We start from the raw sequence: 16,165 nt of genomic DNA on the forward strand, positions 1-16,165 counted from the left end.
AGGAAGGGGTCAGGCCATCAGCTGTGCCCGTTCGGGGCGGACGATCGTGATCGCGGCGGCGCCCAGGGCCGCGACCAGGGCGAAGGCGTAGAAGCCCCACGGGTAGGCGATCCCGGCGGTCAGCATCGCGCCGCCGAGCACCGGGCCGCACACCGCGCCGAGGCGGCCGACGCCCGCCACCCACCCGAGCGCGGTCCCGCGGATGGCGTCCGGGTACCTGGCGTTGACGTAGGCGTACACCAGCACCTGCGCGCTGAACACGAAGACCCCGGCCAGGAAGACCGCGGTGTAGAGGGCGACCACGGGCAGCGGCACGCTCAGCAGGGCGAGGAAGACCGCGGCCGCGGCGAACCAGCCGAGGAGCGTGCGGCGCAGCCCGGCCCTGTCGGCCACGTTCCCCGCCGCGAGGAGCCCCGCGATCGCGCCGAGGTTGAGCACCAGCAGCAGACCCAGAGCCGCGCCCAGCGGGTACCCGGCCTGGCGCATGATCTCCGGCAGCCAGGTGTTGAGGCCGTAGACCAGCAGCAACCCCATGAAGGAGGTCAGCCAGAACGCCAGGGTCGCCCGCAGCAGCCCGCCGCGGAAGAGCGGGCCCACCGGGTTCGCGGGCTTCCCGGCGGAGGCCGCGGCGCTCTCGGGCAGGAGCTTGAGCATCAACGGCACCAGCACCAGCGACGGCAGCGCGCCGATGACGAACATGACCCGCCAACCGGCGGACGGGATCACCACGATGCCCAGGAGCGCCGTCAGCATGGCGCCCACGTGGTAGCCGGTCATCAGGACCGTGCTGGCCCGGCCGCGGCGCTCGCCGCTGGTGTGGTCGGCGACCAGGGTGATGGCGGTCGGCAGGGCGCCGCCCAAGCCGAGCCCGGCCAGGAAGCGGAACGTCCCGAACAGGGCCGCCGACGGGGCGGCGGCGCAGAGCGCGGTGAAGACGGAGAACACGGCCACGGCCGCGACGAGCGCCCTGCGCCGGCCGATGATGTCGTTGACGGTCCCCGTGACCAGCGATCCGAGGATCATGCCGACCAGGCCGACCGTGCCGATGACGGACGCGACGGCGGGGGTCAGGCCCCAGACGTGGTCGCGGAGCAGCGCGGGCAGCACGGTGCCCAGCACGACGAGGTCGAAGCCGTCCAGAAGGATCGCGCTCCAGCAGAGGAGCAGAACACGGCGGTGCGCTGACATGGCGTCACTCCTGCGCGAAGGGGGTGTGGCCGCTCATGCTAGGACGTGGCCCGCGCGGCGTACGCCGGCGAATTCCGCTGAGTGAAAGGCGATTCGCACACGCCCGCCCGCCCGCAGGCCCGGGCGATCTCACCGGTGACCGACAGCAGCGGCTCGGCCAGGCGGCCGAGCTCCCGCGACCGGTGCGCGGACAGGACGGCGCCGACCGCGGCGACCGCCCGGTCGTCGACGAGGATGGGCGCGGCGATCGAGCACGTGCCCGGCGACATCTCCTCGACGGTCACCGCGTACCCCTGGAGGCGGACGGCGGCCAGCTCGCGGGCCAGCCGCCCCGGCTGCGTGATCGTGAACGGCGTGGGCCGCTCCAGCTCGCGTCCCAGGTAGGCGCGGACGAACCAGGCGGGTTCGTGGGCGAGCAGCGCCTTGCCGACGCCGGTGGGGTGCATGGGCAGGCGGCTGCCCACCCGCGACACCAGCGGTACCGCCTTCGGCCCGTGCAACATGTCCACGTACAGCACCCGCGTGCCGTCGCGGACCGCGAGATGCACGTTCTCGCCGGTGACCGCGAACAGCTCGTGCAGCCAGGGACGCGCGAGGTCCTCCAACCTGCTGGGCGCGAGCCTGCCCAGCTCCCACAGCCGCGGCCCCACCCTCAGGCGCCCTTCCGGGGTGCGGCCGAGCGCCTGCTGATCCACCAGCTCGCCGACCAGCCGGTGCACGGTGCTCAACGGCATGCCCGTCCGCGCCGCCAGGTCGCTGAGACTCAGCAGCTGGTGGCCGACGTCGAACGCGCCGAGGATGGCGAGCACCCTGGACACGACGGTCCGTCCCGGCTCGCGTGCGCCGCCCGCCATCAGCTCAGGGGGAGGCCGACGTAGTTTTCGGCGAGACAGGCCCGCGCCGCGGGCGAGGCGGCTGTGTAGCGCAGCTGGGAGAGCTGGAGCCGGTAGTCGAACGGGGTCTGGTGCGGGTCCCTGTGCAGCATCGAGGTCATCTGGTAGGAGAAGTGCTCGGCCCGCCACACCCGCCGCAACGCGGTCTCGGAGTACCCGTCGAGCAGGCCCTCCTCGCCGCCGGCGAGCGCCCGCGCCAGCAGAGTCACGTCCGCGACCGCGAGGTTCAGGCCCTTGGCCCCGGTCGGCGGGACGATGTGCGCGGCGTCCCCGGCGAGGAACAACCGGCGGTGCCGCATGGGTTCGGCGACGAAGCTGCGCATCGGCGTGATGCTCCTGTCGGTGATCGGGCCACGTTCCAGCTTCCAGTCGCCCTCCACCGCGAAGCGGGTCTCCAGCTCGTCCCAGATCCGCTCGTCGGACCAGTCGGCGAGCTTGTCCCGCGGGTCGACCTGCAGGTAGAGGCGGCTGACGTGGGGGGAGCGCATGCTGTGCAGCGCGAAGCCGCGCTCGTGGTGGGCGTAGATCAGCTCCTCGCAGGAGGGCGGCACATCGGCCAGGATGCCCAGCCAGGCGAACGGGTAGTCGCGCTGGAACGTGGTGATCGACGGCATGGCGGCCCTGCCGATGCCGTGGAAGCCGTCGCAGGCCACCACGAAGTCGCAGCGCAGCTCGTGCTGCCCGCCGTCGTGCCGGTACCGCACCACGCCCGTCTCGGGGTCGGCCGACAGCGCCTCCGCCTCGAAGAGCAGCGGGCCCTCGCGCAGCGCGATCAGGTCCTTGACGACCTCGGTCTGCGCGTAGACCATCACCGTCCGGCCGCCGGTCAACGAGGGGAAGTCGACGCGATGTGACTCGCGGTCGAAACGGAGCTCGATACCCTCGTGGACCAGGCCCTGCCTGTCCATCCGCGCGCCCGCGCCGCAGGCGCGCAGCACGTCGACGGTGTTCTGCTCCAGGATCCCGGCCCGCTGGCGGTGCTCGACGTGCTCACGGGTGCGGCTCTCCAGGATGACGTTGTCGACGCCCCGGGCCGACAGCAGGTGGCCGAGGAGCAGCCCGGCGGGGCCGGCGCCGATGATTCCCACCCTGGTGTGCGTCATGGTGACTCTCCTTCGAGGACTCGCTGGGCGACGGCGAAGGCGGCGTTGGCCGCGGGCACGCCGCAGTAGATCGCGCACTGCAGCAGGACCTCGCCGATCTCGTCGGGGGCGAGCCCGTTGCGCAGCGCGGCGCGCACGTGCATGGCCAGCTCGTCGAGGTGGCCACGGGCGACGAGCGCGGTGAGGGTGACGCAGCTGCGGGTGCGACGGTCCAGTCCCGGACGGGTCCAGATCTCGCCCCAGGCGTAGCGGGTGATGAGGTCCTGGAAGTCGCGGGTGAAGGCGGTGGTGCGAGCGATCGCCCGGTCCACGTGCGCGTCGCCCAGCACCTCCCTCCGCACGCTCATCCCCGGCGTGTCGGGCAGGTGCGCGAGCAGCGCGGAGGTGACGGCGGCGGGCTGGTCGACGCCCGCCAGGTGGGCGGCCCCCGCGACCTCGACCAGCGTGGCCCGCGGGATGCCGTCGGCCAGTTCCCTGGCGTGCGCGGGTGGCGTGGCCGGGTCGTCCCGGCCGGCCAGGACCAGGGTGGGGGCCGTGATCCCGGGCAGCGCGCCGCGCAGGTCGTATCCGGCCAGCGCGTCGCAGCAGGCCGCGTAGCCGGCGTCGTCCGTGCCTGCCAGGTCGTCCAGCAGCGCCTGGTCGGCGGGGCCTGCGAACCAGCGGGCGGCGGTCGCGTCCAGCAGCGCGGCGGTGCCGCGGGCCCGGACGAGCCCGGCCCGTTCGCGCCAGGCCGCCGGTTCGCCGAAGCGGGCCGAGGAGCAGATCATGGCCAGTGAGCGCACCCGGGCGGGATGGCGCACGGCCAGCGTCGCGCCGATCGCCCCGCCCAGGGAGATGCCCGCGTAGTGGAAGTCGCCGAAGCCCGCCGCGCCGGCCACCTCCAGGACGCGTTCGGCGAGGTCGTCGACGGTCCGCACGCCGATCGGGCCGGAGCCGCCGTGGCCCGGCAGGTCGAACCGGAGCACGCGGAAGGTGCGCGAGAGCGCGGCGAGCTGGGGCTCCCAGACCCGCAGGGAGGTGCCGAGCGACGGTCCGAGGACGAGCGGCGGGCCGCCCTCCGGCCCGTCCAACCGGTAGTGCAGCATGGTCACTCCGCCTCTCCCAGGGCCCGTGCGACGAGCGCGGCCGCGGCACCGGGCGTCCCGGCGACGCGCAGGTTGGCGCGCATGCGCTCGGGATGGACCCGCAGGCCGGCGACCAGCTCGGCGGCGTCGGCCGCCGCGCCGGCCACCAGGCGCAACGCCTCCCGCAGCGGCTGCCACTCGGCGTGCCAGGCCCCGGCGGGGCGTTCGTCCTCGGCGGCGAGAGACCCGTACAGGATCGCGGCCAGCGCGGGCACCTGGCGGGCCGCGGCCGCGATCATCACGGCCTTGACCGGGTTGCGTTTGTGCGGCATGGACGACGACCCGCCGCCGACGCCCTCGGAGACCTCGCCGACCTCGGTGCGGGACAGCACCAGGACGTCGGCGGCGAGCTTGCCCAGCGCCCCGGCGGTGAAGGCCAGGGCTCCGGCCAGGTCGGCGATGGGGGCGCGCAGCACGTGCCAGGGCAGCAGGGGCTCGGCCAGCCCCGTCTCGGCCGCGAAGCGGGTCAGGACGGCCGGGCCGCCGGGCTGCTCCAGCGTCCCGGCCGGGCCGCCGAGCTGGGCCGGCAGCGCCTGCCGCGCCGCGTGCAGGCGGGTGCGCGCGTCACGGGCGAGCGCGTGCCAGCCCGCCGCCTTGAGGCCGAACGTGGTGGGCACGGCCTGCTGGGTGAGCGTCCTGGCGGCCATCGGGGTGTCGCGGTGGTCGGCGGCGAGCCCGGCCAGCGCGGCGCCGATCCGGTCGAGGTCCGCCAGGACCGGGCCGAGGGCGCGACGGGCGACCAGCATGAGCGCGGTGTCCATGATGTCCTGGCTGGTGGCGCCCCGATGCACGGACGGGCCGTGCGGGCCCACGGCCGCCCGGAGGTCCTCCACCAGCGGGATCACCGGGTTGCCGCCCGAGCGTGCCCTGACTACCAGGCCGGGCAGGTCGAAGTCCCCGGCCTGGGCGGCGGCCGTCACGGCGCGGGCGGCCTCCCGCGGCACCAGGCCGAGGGCGGCCTGGGAGCGTGCGAGCGCGGCCTCGGCGTCGAGCATGGCCTGGAGGACCGCCCGGTCGCCGGTGGCCTGCGCTGCCGTACGCATGGGGGACAGCAACCCGAAGTCGGCCGAAGCCCCTGTGTCAGCCGAAGTCAAGGAAGACCGTCTCCTTCTCCCCCTGCAGGTGGACGTCGAAACGATAGGTGGTGTCGCCCTCGCGCGTGGGCAGCAGCGTCTGCCGCCGGTGCGCGGGCAGGGAGTCGAGGAAGGCGTCCGGCCGGAGGTAGATGCGGGTGAACAGGTGGTGGAGCAGCCCACGGGCGAACACGCAGACGCTGATGTAGCCGTTGCCCGGCACCCGCGTGCGCAGCGTCCAGTGCCCGTCGGCGTCGGTCGTGACCCGGCCGAAGCCGGTGAAATCCACGCCGTGCCTGCCGACGGTCTCGCCGGTCACCGGGTCGCGGCGCATCGAACCGGGCGCGCCCGTGAGCCGTCCCGCCGGGTCCGCCTGCCAGAACTCCAGCAGCGAGTCCGGCACCGGGGCGCCGGCGCCGTCGTGGACCCGGCCGTGGATCGTGATGCCGTCCAGGGCGATGTCGGAGCCGCCGGGGAAGGGCAGTGCGTACCCGTAGAACGGGCCGACGGTCTGCGACGGGGTGGGCTTCACCTGGTTTCCTCCGTCCAGGTCGCGGCCGGGCCGTCCAGCACGATGTCCCAGCTGTAGCCGAGCGACCACTCCGGCACGGACAGGCCGTGGTCGTAGGAGGCCACCAGCCGGTCCCTGGCGACGGGATCGGTGACCGACTGCAGGATCGGGTCGTAGGGGAAGAGCGGGTCGCCGGGGAAGTACATCTGGGTGACCAGCCGCTGGGCGAACGCGGTGCCGAACAGGGAGAAGTGGATGTGCGCCGGCCGCCAGGCGTTGACGTGGTTGCGCCACGGGTAGGCGCCGGGCTTGATCGTGGTGAAGGCGTAGCGGCCGTCGTCGTCGGTGAGGCAGCGTCCGGCGCCGGTGAAGTTGGGGTCGAGCGGCGCGGGGTGGTCGTCGCGCCGGTGCCGGTAGCGGCCCGAGGCGTTGGCCTGCCAGATCTCCACGAGCTGGCCGCGGATCGGGCGGCCGGCCCTGTCGAGCACCCGCCCCCGCACGGTGATCCGCTCGCCGAGCGGCTGCCCGGGATGCTGGACGGTGAGGTCGCAGTCCAGCACGGTGACGTCGGTGACGCCGAACACCGGCCCGGTCAGCTCGGCCGCCTCGGGGTCGCGCACCGATACCAGCGGCTGCTTGGGGTGGCGCAGCACGCTGCTGCGGTAGGGGGCGTAGTCGCGTGCCGGATGGTCGCCCTGCCCGCCGTGACGGCCGGCGATCTCGCGGTCGATGTCGTGCTGCGTGAGGGGGGACGCCATGCGGCTCACCTTTCGAGGACGACGGCCAGGCCCTGGCCGACGCCGATGCAGAGGGACGCCAGACCGGTGCCGGAACCGGTCATGGCCAGCTGGTGGGCGACGGCGCCGGCGATCCGGGCTCCCGACGCGCCGAGGGGATGCCCGAGGGCGATGGCTCCGCCGTTCCGGTTGACGATCGAAGGGTCGAGGCCGGGCAGCTCGGCCAGGCAGCCCAGCGCCTGGGCGGCGAAGGCCTCGTTCAGCTCGACGGTGCTCAGCCCGCCGAGGCCCGTGCCCGCTCGGGCCAGCGCCCTGGTGATCGCCTCGACCGGGCCGAGGCCGAAATAGCGGGGTTCGAGCGCGCTGACGGCTGACGTGACGACCCTGGCGAGCGGCTCCCGGCCGCGCAGCCCGTCCTCGTCGGTCAGGAGGAGGGCCGCCGCCCCGTCGCTGAGCGGGGAGGAGTTCCCCGCGGTGACCGTGCCGCCCGGCCGGAAGGCCGGTCTGAGCCGGGCGAGCGCCTCCAGCGAGGTGTCGTCGCGGATGCCCTCGTCACGGGTGACGCCGGCGATCGGGACGATCTCGCGCTCGAAGTCCGCCTTGGCCGCCTTCTGGTGGCTGGCCAGCGCGAAGCCGTCCTGCGCCGCCCGGCTGACGGAGTGGCTTTCGGCGATCAGCTCGGCGCCCTCGCCGAGCGCGACCGTGTGCTCGACCGGCATCTTCGGGTTCACCAGCCGCCAGCCGAGCGTGGTGGAGACCAGCTCGCCGCCGCCGGCGGGGAAGGCGCGCTCCGGCTTGGGCAGCACCCACGGGGCGCGGGTCATCGACTCCACGCCGCCGGCGATCACGACCGACGCGTCGCCCAGGGCGATCGCCCGGAACGCCTGGATGACGGCCTCCATGCCCGAGCCGCACAGGCGGTTCACCGTCACCCCCGGCGTGGTCAGGGGCAGCCCGGCCAGCAGCGCGGCCATGCGGGCGACGTTGCGGTTCTCCTCGCCTGCGCCGTTGGCGTTGCCGAGGATCACCTCGTCGGCGTGCTCCTGGCCGTTGCGCTCGGCGAGCGCCCTGATGACGTGCGCGGCGAGGTCGTCGGGACGGACGCCCGCCAACGCGCCGCCGTACCGGCCGAACGGGGTGCGGACGGCGTCCAGGACGTAGACGGCTCTCATGCGATGACCTCCGCTCCGGTACGGCTGCGCAGCTCGGCGAGTTCGACTCCCGGCGCGGTCTCCACCAGCTCCAGCCCGTGGCCGGTGACGTCGAGAACGGCCAGATCGGTGACGATCCGGTCGACGCACGCGCGCCCGGTGAGCGGCAGCGAACACTCCTGGACGATCTTCGGCGAGCCGTCCCTGGCCGTATGATCCATGATCACGATGACCCTTCCCGCGCCGTGGACGAGGTCCATCGCCCCGCCCATGCCCCTGACGAGCCTGCCGGGAACCATCCAGTTGGCCAGGTCACCGCGGGCCGACACCTGCATCGCGCCCAGCAGGGCGACGTCGATGTGGCCGCCGCGGATCATCCCGAACGACAGCGCGGAGTCGAAGAACGACGCGCCCGGCAGCACGGTCACCGTCTCCTTGCCCGCGTTGATCAGGTCGGGGTCGACCTGGTCCGCGTCCGGGTAGGGCCCAACGCCCAGGATGCCGTTCTCCGAGTGCACGGTCACGGCCACGCCCGGCGGCAGGAAGGACGGAACACGCGTGGGCAGCCCGATGCCGAGGTTGACGTAGTCGCCGTCGCGCAGCTCGGCGGCCGCCCGCGCGACCACCTCGTCCCGGGTCCAGCTCATGCGACGGTCCTGTTCTCGATGCGCTTGTCGGCGGCCTGTTCCGGGGTGAGCGGGACGACCCGCTGGACGAAGACGCCGGGCAGGTGGATCTCGTCGGCGCCGAGTGCGCCGGGTTCGACCAGCTCCTCCACCTCAGCAATGGTGATTTTTCCCGCCATAGCGGCGAGTGGGTTGAAATTTCGGGCGGCCTTGGCGAAGACCAGGTTGCCCAGCCGGTCCCCCTTGGCCGCACGGACCAGCGCGAAGTCGGTGGTGATGCCGCGCTCCAGCACGTACCGGCTGCCGTCGAACTCGCGCACCTCCTTCGGTGGCGAGGCCACCGCGACCGAGCCGTCGGGAGCGTGCCGCAGCGGCAGCCCGCCCTCGGCGACCGGCGTGCCGACTCCCGCCGGGGTGTAGAAGGCGGGGATGCCGCAGCCGCCGGCGCGCAGCCGCTCGGCCAGGCTGCCCTGCGGGGTCAACTCCACCTCGAGCTCTCCGGCCAGGTACTGCCGGGCGAACTCCTTGTTGTTGCCGATGTAGGAGGCGGTCACCCGGGCGACGCGGTGGGCGGCAAGCAGGACGCCGAGGCCGCCTCCGTCGACGCCGCAGTTGTTGGACACGACGCCGATGTCACGCACGCCGGTGTCGTAGAGGGCTTGGATCAGCACGTTCGGGATGCCGCTGAGGCCGAAGCCGCCGACCGCGAATGTCGCGCCGTCCCGTACCCCGGCCAGGGCCTCCCCAGCGCTGGTGATCACCTTGTCTGTCCGCACGAGGCTCCGATGTGTTCGCTAGATGAACTTTTTTTCGCTATCGTGCCGTCGAGTATCCGTACTGGAGGTGCCGATGTCCAGCCCCGAAGAGCCGGCCGGAGCGCTGGAGCGCGGGCTGGCCGTCGTCCGCGTGCTGTCCGCCGAGCCCCGGCGGCGCCTGCGCGCCACGGACCTGGTCCGGCTCACCGGCCTCGCCAGGTCCACGGTCGACCGGATCGTGGCGACCCTCGTCCACCTCGGCCACCTCCGGGCTGACGACCGCGAGGTGCTGCTCGCCCCGCCGCTGATGGAACTGGGCGAGGCGTACCTGGCCTGCTCCGGGCTCCCCGCGGCGCTCGCCTCCCACGCCGGACGGCTCGCGGCGGAGCTGGACGAGTCGACCTCCCTCGCCGTCCTCGACCAGAGTGGGGCCCGGTTCGTCAGCCGGTTCACCCGGCGGCGCACACTGTCGGTGGTCTTCCGGGTCGGCGACCTGCTCCCCGCCGACCGGTGCGCCGCGGGCCTGGTCCTCCTCGATCCGAGCAGCCCGTGGGCGGAAGACGACCAGCTCGTCGAGTCCGGCCTGGTGGCGGTCGCCGTCCCGGTGCGCGACCCGGCGGGCGCGGTCGTCTGCGCGCTCAGCGTCGTCAGCCACACCAGCAGGCACACCGTCTCCACCCTGCGCGAGCGCGCGCTGCCCGCCATGCGCGCCACGGTCGCCGAGATGGAGGCCGCCCTGGCCCGCGCGGAGACCAGCGGTCCGCCTGACACGGCGGGCGTGGACGACTCCCTGGCCGCCAAGCGGGAGCTGGGCGCGGGCTTCCTGCAGTCGCTGGCGCGCGGGCTCGCCGTCCTGGTGAGCCTCGGCACGGCGCGCGGCGGCCTGACCCTGGCGTCCGCCGCCAAGGTCACCGGCCTGCCGCGCGCCACCGTCCGGCGCGCCCTCCTGGTCCTGGAGCGGCTCGGGTACGCGGCCGCCGACGACGGCAGGTTCGTCCTCCTGCCCAGGGTGCTCGAACTGGGGTACGCGCCCGTGTCGGCGAGGACCTTCGGCGAGGTCGTCCAGCCTCACCTGGCCGACCTGGTGGCCAGGGTGAACGAGTCGGCCTCGGTCGCGGTGCTCTCCGGCGACGAGGTCGTCTACGTGGCACGCGTGCCCACGGTCAGCATCATGAGCGTCACCATCGGCATCGGGACGCGTTTCCCCGCATACGCGACCTCGATGGGCCGGGCGCTCCTGGCCGACCTGCCCGAGGAGCGCCTGTCCGAGATCGTCCCGCAACCGCTGACCCCGTACACGGTCGACTCATCCGCCGAGCTGGTGGCGGCCGTACGTCAGGCGGCGGTGGACGGTTACGCCCTGGTCGACCAGGAGCTCGAGGAGGGGGTGCGGTCCATCGCCGTCCCCGTCCGCGACCGCGACGGCCGGGCCGTCGCGGCGGTGAACGTGGCCACGCACGCCGGCCGCGCCACCCCCGCCGAGCTCGTCCGCGACGTCCTGCCCGCGCTGCTCGAGGCCGCCGCGCGCATGGAAGCGGACCTGGCGCACGTCCGCGTCAACCCGTAGGGACGAGAACCAGTGGAGCGCGCGCGACGGCCCGGACGGCCGTCGCGATGCTCGCGGCAGGGCTGCTGCTGCCGTTCCTGCCGATGCTTCCCGCGCAGGTCCTGCTGCAGAACCTGTGCTTCGACGCCGCCCAACTGGCGCTCGCCTTCGACGCGCCGGCGCCCGACACCCTGCGCCGCCCGCTCCGGCTGCGGCCTCGCCGCATCCTGCGCTTCGTCGTCGCTTTCGGCCTGCTCAACGCGGTCGCCGACCTGACCACGTTCGCGATGCTGACCTGGGTCGTGCCCGAGGCCGCCGGCGCGGGCGGCGAGGAGGCCTTCCACACCGGATGGTTCGTCGAGAACCTGCTCACCCAGGCCCTGATCATGCTGCTGCTGCGTCCCGGCAGGCGGCCCGCCGTCCCGCTGAGGGTGGCGGCGGGCGCGCTGGCGGACCGCGGCACCAACCTCGACCTTTCACCGGCCTGAGTCACGCCGCGCCCGGTCAGGCGGCGGTCAACTGCGGCGTGCCGAGTAGGGCGGGAAGGCCGTCCGGTCGGTGAAATCCTGGTCCGCGTCGGGCCGGCGCGCGACGATAGTCGTCGGCGAGACGGTCGGCGGCGATGATGCACGGGGCCAGGCTCAGGGTGATCTCGTCGCGATCCGCAGCTCCGTCGCGGCGGATCCGCGGACCATCACGCTGGAGATCGTGAACCTCGCCCGGCGAAAGGTTCACGTGCAGATCAGCGGTGACTCACTCAGCGTTCACCGGGGCCAACCCGAAGTCGTCACGATCTCCTGTGAGGATGCCCGCGGTTGGTACGACCTGACGGTCACCTGCCCCGACGACCCCCTTTTCCTGCGCCGGCTCGCTGGTCACATCGTGAACGGCGCGCCCAGCATCCCCGGATGAAGTACTCCAGAAAGGCGTGCACCCATGTGCCGCAGTCATAATCATGATCACTCCCACGGCGTCCCGGAGGGGACGGCCGCGTTCGCGGACCTGTCCGTGCCGGAGAGTGAGCTGCCCCCCACTGACGTCAGCCGGCGCCGCTTCCTGCTGAACAGCGGCCTGCTCGGCGCCGCGACTGTCGGCGTGACCGCCCTGGGCGGCCTGGCCGCGGCGCGTCCCGCGGCCGCCATCACCGGCGGCTCGCGCGGCCACCACTGGCTTGCCGGTGATCATCACGTCCACACGCAGTACAGCTACGACGGCATGTACACCATCGAGCAGCAGGCTGCCGGCGCCATCAAGCACGGCCGCCTGGACTGGCTGGTCATCACCGACCACGGGCACGCCGCACACGAGAAGTTCGCGGTCGAGTCCACCTACGCCGACATCGTCGCCTCCCGCGCCAGGCACCCGGAGCTGCTGCTGTGGCAGGGCCTGGAGTGGAACGTCCCCAGCGGAGAGCACGCCACGGTGTTCTTCGACGGCGCCCGCGACGAGATCCAACTGCTGCGCGCGTTCGAGCGGCTCTTCGACTCGCGGATCAACGGCACCGGCGCGAGCACCCCCGCCAACGAGGCGAAGGCGCTGGAGGCGCTCGGCTGGCTCGACACCGCCCTGCGCACCGGGTCGGCGAACTCCGCGCTGTTCCTGATCAACCACGTGATGCGGCGCGGCCGCTTCTCCCCGCGCGACCTGCGAGCCTTCCGCGACGCCGCCCCGCACATCGCGGTCGGCATGGAGGGCGCGCCCGGCGCCCAGAACGAGCCCCGGGCCCGCGGCGACTTCAACAACACCGCCGACGCCACCTCCTGGACCGGCTGGCGGCCGGAGCACTATCCGACCTACGGCGGCTTCGACTCGATGACCGGCATCCTGGGCGGCATGTGGGACTCGATGCTCGCCGAGGGCAAGGGCTGGTGGATCACCACCAACTCCGACGGCCACTTCTACAACAACGACACGACCATTGAGCCCCAGCGGCCCGGCGACTGGTACGACCAGCACGGCAAATACCCGGACCCGATCGACGGCGGCGTCCCGCAGCGGCATGCCGACTTCTGGCCCGGCCAGTTCAGCCGGACCGTCGTCGGCGCGACCTCGCGCAGCCGCGGCGCGGTCATGGAGGCTCTCAGGGCCGGCCGCGTCTGGGTGTCGATGGGCGGTCTGATCGACGGCCTGCACGTGGACGCGCACGCCCCCGGCAACGCGCGGGTCACCCTCGGCGGCCGGCTGTCGGTGCGACGAGGCGACGACGTCACCGTCACCATCTCCGTCGACCTGGCCGGACGCCCCAACGCCAACGACGAGGTACCCAGGCTGGCCCGCCTGGACCTGATCCGCGGCGCGGTCACGGGTCCCGCCACCGACCCCGACACCTTCACCGCCCCGGACGTGCGCGTCGTCGAGTCGTTCACGCCGAACGGCAGGGCCAGGGTCGCCGAGTTCCACTACAAATTCCGTGACGTTCGCGAGCCGTTCTACTTCCGGCTGCGCGGTACCGACGGCAAGCGCAGCGCCGCCGGGGGCCTTGAGCCGGCCGCCGACACGGGCCCCAACGAGAACCCGTGGAACGACCTCTGGTGCTACACCAACCCGATCTTCGTGGCGGTGTCATAGACGCCGGGCCGGTTCCTGCCTGGTTCACCGACGCCAAGCTCGGCATCTTCCTCCATTTGGGGCGTGTTTTCGACGCCCGCCTGGGCCGAGCCCGTCGGTGAACTGGGAGCCATCGACCTGGACGTCGTCCCGACCACCAAGCATCACGACGGCATCGCCTTTTGGAACGCTCCCGGCACCCGCACCCGCAACACCGTCCACCGCGGCCTGATCGCCGACCTCGCCACCGCCACCCGGGCCAGGGGGCTGCGCTTCGGCATCTACTCCGGCGGACTCGACTGGGACGCGGGCCGCCGGGACCTGCCTGGCCTGTTCGCCGCTTGGAACCCGCCACGGCAGTCTGCCTGGACGGCCGCCCCGTCCAGGCCAGGGCCGTGCCGGACCGAGTCCTGGTCACCTCAGCCGAACTCGGCACACAACTAATGCTCCGATTCGTCCTCACGACAAGCAACTGCGGGCGTTCCCACGCGCCCGCTGGCGCGCAGCCTGCGGGCGGTCACGCAACCGATGCCGCTGGGCCAATGGTTGAGGACATCGTCCTGGGTGATCCGCATGGTTACATAGCCATTCATGATGGGACACACGATGCTTGCGGTGGGAATCGGCCTCGCGGCCATAGCTCCCGCCGCCCCACAGGCATCTGCGCTCTCCGTGATGACCTGGAACGTCTGCGCCGGCACCAACCCCTACTGCTCCCTCTACCGCAGGAGCGCACAGGATCTGGCGTGGAACATCGGCCGGTACGCCCTCACGGGGCCGATCAAGCCCGACGTGATCTTCCTGCAGGAGTTCTGCACGGGCGCTGCCGGGGCGCTGGAGCTCTGGCTGGAAAAGCAGACCGGACGGATGTGGACCATCCAGTCGTGGGGCCTTACCTCCAACGACGGCACCCCCTATGCGTGCCACCCCGACTACCAGGGCGGCTCGCGTGGCAGCCAAAGCGTCACCGTTGCGGTGGCCGACCACGCGGCCACTTTCCAGACATACCCGCTGACCTCGCCGCCGTGGTACGTCAAGCGCAGCGCGCTCTGCGCGACAATCTCCGCCAAGCGGGTCAAGGTCTGTGGCACCCACCTGTCGGCCGGACTGCCCAATGACGACCGGCAGCCAGGCGCGCCGTACCGGAAACAGCAGATCAGGGAGTTGATGGCGGCTGCGGCGAAACCCGGCTACCGGACCGTCTTCGGCGGGGATCTCAACGTCGCGCCGCCGGACAGCGACTACGGCAGCGCCGCAGGCCGCCGGGCCATCGTCCCCGCCTACAAGGCGTATGACGAATGCGACCAGCGTGGCGGCCGCCGTACGGGACGGTGGACACACACCAGCACCCGCGAAGACGGCAACGTGACGAAGAAGCTCGACTACCTGTTCGCCCCCAAGGGCAGCGTACGGCAGTGCCACGTCGAGCAGCGGACATCAACCTCCGACCACATGCCGCTCTACGTCAAGGTGGCGCTGTAGGGCTCAGCAGCCACCACATCCGAATAGGCTCGCTGCCCCCAAACCCTCCGCTCTGGCCAGAACCTCACTCCCCGGGAAACGATCATCGCTAGGTTGGGATAGTCAGGCGTGCGGCCGGTGGGCGGCGTAACGTCACGATGGTGACGCCCCCGCTGAAACCCCCGCCTCCGGCCGGCGCTGTCGCCGAGACTCGTCCACGCTTCACAGCCGATCCCGAGATCGGCGCGGGCTAACCCTGCCCGGTAGCTCGCCGTCTGCGCGGTGGTCCTCGGCGTGCGGTCGTCACCCTCGACACCGATGACTGCCGCGCCGCGCTCGGGGAGACGCTGGCGGCCCCGGACTCCTGGCGCGGGCCTGCCTCGTGCCGCGACACGGCTGCCATCCGCGTCGTTCGTCCTGCTCAGGCCTATCCTGGGCAGGAGTCCTGCGGCCGGGGGAGGACGTTCGTCCAGGACGCCCGCCGGCTGTCCCGGTGTGCACGACGGGAGCTGCCGATGTCCACTGAGCAACCGATCCTGGTGACCGGCGCCGCGGGGAGCGTCGGAGCCGTCGGCCGGACGGTGGTCGAGAACCTTCGCAGGCGGAACCTGCCGGTCCGCGCCCTGGTCCATCGCGAGGACGATCGGGCTGAGGCGCTGCGCGCCACGGGCGCGGAGGTCGTCGTCGGTGATCTCACGCTCGCTGCGGACGTCGCCAGGGCCATGGCGGGCTGCGACCGCATGTACTTCGGCATGAGCGTGTCGTCGCAGTACCTGGAGGCGACCGTCACGGCGGCCGCGGTCGCGCGCGACTACGGGCGCCTGGACGCGTTCGTCAACATGTCGCAGATGACGGTGGCCCAGATGGACCTGACCAGCACGTCAGAATCCATCCAGCAGCGGGAGCACTGGCTCGCCGAACAGGCCCTCAACTGGTCGGGCCTCCCCGTCACCCACGTCAGGCCCACCGTGTTCATGGAGAATCCGCTCTTCCAGAAGTTCGCCTTCGCCTCGATCGTGAAGGACGGCACGATTCGCCTGCCGTTCGGCTCCGGGCGCACCTCTCCGATCGCGGCCCGGGACGTCGCCGAGGTCGTCACGGAGATCCTGGCGAACCCGTCCCCGCACCTCGGCCACACCTACCATCTGACCGGCCCGGCCTCCCGCGACCTGTACGCCATGGCCGCGGAGCTCTCCGCGGCGCTGGGCCGGCCCGTCACCTACGTGGACGTGCCCTACGAGCAATGGGTCGACCGGGACCTGGCCGCGCTGGGGCTCCCTGACCACCTTTTCGACCATCTCGCGACGATGGCGCGCCTGCACGCGCAGAACCGCTACGACCGCGTGACGCACGACGTCGAGACGATCACCGGAAGGCCGGCGTCGAGCCTGGAAGAGTACGTCAAGGACAATCCCCGGCTCTTCGGAAAGTGACGCCCATGAGTCGCCGC

17 protein-coding genes are annotated in these 16,165 nt (G+C 72.6%); 7 read left to right on the forward strand and 10 right to left on the reverse strand.

All coding sequences use genetic code 11. The features are described 5' to 3' along the window. Positions 1 to 9: 9 nt before the first annotated feature. From ABT294_RS15020 to ABT294_RS15065, 10 genes are read right to left on the reverse strand one after another with little or no spacing between them, the layout of a single operon-like run. Entirely contained in the window at positions 10 to 1,188 is a 1,179-nt protein-coding gene (locus ABT294_RS15020) for an MFS transporter (protein ID WP_350806110.1), read from the reverse strand. Positions 1,189 to 1,226: 38 nt separating this feature from the next. Continuing rightward, positions 1,227 to 2,042: an IclR family transcriptional regulator gene (locus ABT294_RS15025; protein ID WP_350806112.1), complete on the reverse strand. Its 816-nt coding sequence runs from the start codon at positions 2,040 to 2,042 to the stop codon at positions 1,227 to 1,229. Further along, positions 2,042 to 3,184: a 4-hydroxybenzoate 3-monooxygenase gene (locus tag ABT294_RS15030; protein ID WP_350806113.1), complete on the reverse strand. Its 1,143-nt coding sequence runs from the start codon at positions 3,182 to 3,184 to the stop codon at positions 2,042 to 2,044. The genes ABT294_RS15025 and ABT294_RS15030 overlap by 1 nt, the downstream gene beginning before the upstream one ends. Then, the gene (gene pcaDC, locus ABT294_RS15035) at positions 3,181 to 4,269 is read right to left on the reverse strand and encodes a bifunctional 3-oxoadipate enol-lactonase/4-carboxymuconolactone decarboxylase PcaDC (protein ID WP_350806211.1); all 1,089 of its coding nucleotides are present in this window, start codon (positions 4,267 to 4,269) and stop codon (positions 3,181 to 3,183) included. Before pcaDC ends, ABT294_RS15030 begins: the two co-directional genes overlap by 4 nt. 2 nt (positions 4,270 to 4,271) lie before the next feature. After that, complete coding sequence (pcaB, locus tag ABT294_RS15040) at positions 4,272 to 5,402, reverse strand: 3-carboxy-cis,cis-muconate cycloisomerase (RefSeq protein ID WP_350806114.1); 1,131 nt, start codon at positions 5,400 to 5,402, stop codon at positions 4,272 to 4,274. Further along, on the reverse strand, positions 5,389 to 5,913 hold the full coding sequence (gene pcaG, locus ABT294_RS15045; protein WP_350806116.1) for a protocatechuate 3,4-dioxygenase subunit alpha: 525 nt from the start codon (positions 5,911 to 5,913) through the stop codon (positions 5,389 to 5,391). The genes pcaB and pcaG overlap by 14 nt, the downstream gene beginning before the upstream one ends. Continuing rightward, a complete protein-coding gene (gene pcaH, locus ABT294_RS15050) occupies positions 5,910 to 6,650 on the reverse strand; it encodes a protocatechuate 3,4-dioxygenase subunit beta (RefSeq protein WP_350806119.1) in 741 nt (246 codons plus the stop codon). The genes pcaG and pcaH overlap by 4 nt, the downstream gene beginning before the upstream one ends. A gap of 5 nt (positions 6,651 to 6,655) precedes the next feature. Continuing rightward, positions 6,656 to 7,801 (reverse strand): thiolase family protein, encoded by a 1,146-nt coding sequence (locus ABT294_RS15055; RefSeq protein WP_350806121.1) that lies wholly within the window; start codon positions 7,799 to 7,801, stop codon positions 6,656 to 6,658. Next, entirely contained in the window at positions 7,798 to 8,427 is a 630-nt protein-coding gene (locus ABT294_RS15060) for a CoA transferase subunit B (RefSeq protein ID WP_350806123.1), read from the reverse strand. Before ABT294_RS15060 ends, ABT294_RS15055 begins: the two co-directional genes overlap by 4 nt. After that, the gene (locus ABT294_RS15065; protein WP_350806124.1) at positions 8,424 to 9,182 is read right to left on the reverse strand and encodes a CoA transferase subunit A; all 759 of its coding nucleotides are present in this window, start codon (positions 9,180 to 9,182) and stop codon (positions 8,424 to 8,426) included. Before ABT294_RS15065 ends, ABT294_RS15060 begins: the two co-directional genes overlap by 4 nt. Before the next feature lie 73 nt (positions 9,183 to 9,255). Here ABT294_RS15065 and ABT294_RS15070 point away from each other — a divergent pair, with 73 nt between their 5' ends. The 7 genes from ABT294_RS15070 to ABT294_RS15100 all read left to right on the forward strand — a co-directional run bounded on the left by ABT294_RS15070 (position 9,256) and on the right by ABT294_RS15100 (position 16,148). Next, the gene (locus tag ABT294_RS15070) at positions 9,256 to 10,728 is read left to right on the forward strand and encodes an IclR family transcriptional regulator domain-containing protein (protein ID WP_350806125.1); all 1,473 of its coding nucleotides are present in this window, start codon (positions 9,256 to 9,258) and stop codon (positions 10,726 to 10,728) included. Between the two features lie 47 nt (positions 10,729 to 10,775). Next, on the forward strand, positions 10,776 to 11,195 hold the full coding sequence (locus ABT294_RS15075; protein WP_350806126.1) for a cation transporting ATPase C-terminal domain-containing protein: 420 nt from the start codon (positions 10,776 to 10,778) through the stop codon (positions 11,193 to 11,195). Between the two features lie 70 nt (positions 11,196 to 11,265). Then, positions 11,266 to 11,619 (forward strand): phospholipase domain-containing protein, encoded by a 354-nt coding sequence (locus ABT294_RS15080; protein ID WP_350806128.1) that lies wholly within the window; start codon positions 11,266 to 11,268, stop codon positions 11,617 to 11,619. A 24-nt stretch (positions 11,620 to 11,643) separates the two neighbouring features. After that, positions 11,644 to 13,275 carry a PHP domain-containing protein gene (locus ABT294_RS15085; RefSeq protein WP_350806129.1) on the forward strand — a complete coding sequence of 544 codons (1,632 nt, stop codon included), beginning with the start codon at positions 11,644 to 11,646 and terminating at the stop codon, positions 13,273 to 13,275. Between the two features lie 63 nt (positions 13,276 to 13,338). Continuing rightward, on the forward strand, positions 13,339 to 13,698 hold the full coding sequence (locus ABT294_RS15090; protein WP_350806131.1) for an alpha-L-fucosidase: 360 nt from the start codon (positions 13,339 to 13,341) through the stop codon (positions 13,696 to 13,698). A gap of 231 nt (positions 13,699 to 13,929) precedes the next feature. Continuing rightward, the gene (locus ABT294_RS15095) at positions 13,930 to 14,736 is read left to right on the forward strand and encodes an endonuclease/exonuclease/phosphatase family protein (RefSeq protein WP_350806132.1); all 807 of its coding nucleotides are present in this window, start codon (positions 13,930 to 13,932) and stop codon (positions 14,734 to 14,736) included. 494 nt (positions 14,737 to 15,230) lie between these two features. Continuing rightward, positions 15,231 to 16,148 carry an NAD(P)H-binding protein gene (locus ABT294_RS15100; RefSeq protein ID WP_350806133.1) on the forward strand — a complete coding sequence of 306 codons (918 nt, stop codon included), beginning with the start codon at positions 15,231 to 15,233 and terminating at the stop codon, positions 16,146 to 16,148. Positions 16,149 to 16,165 lie beyond the last annotated feature (17 nt).

Origin of the sequence: Nonomuraea sp. NPDC000554 (assembly GCF_040300065.1) — a bacterium.
Classification (GTDB): domain Bacteria; phylum Actinomycetota; class Actinomycetes; order Streptosporangiales; family Streptosporangiaceae; genus Nonomuraea.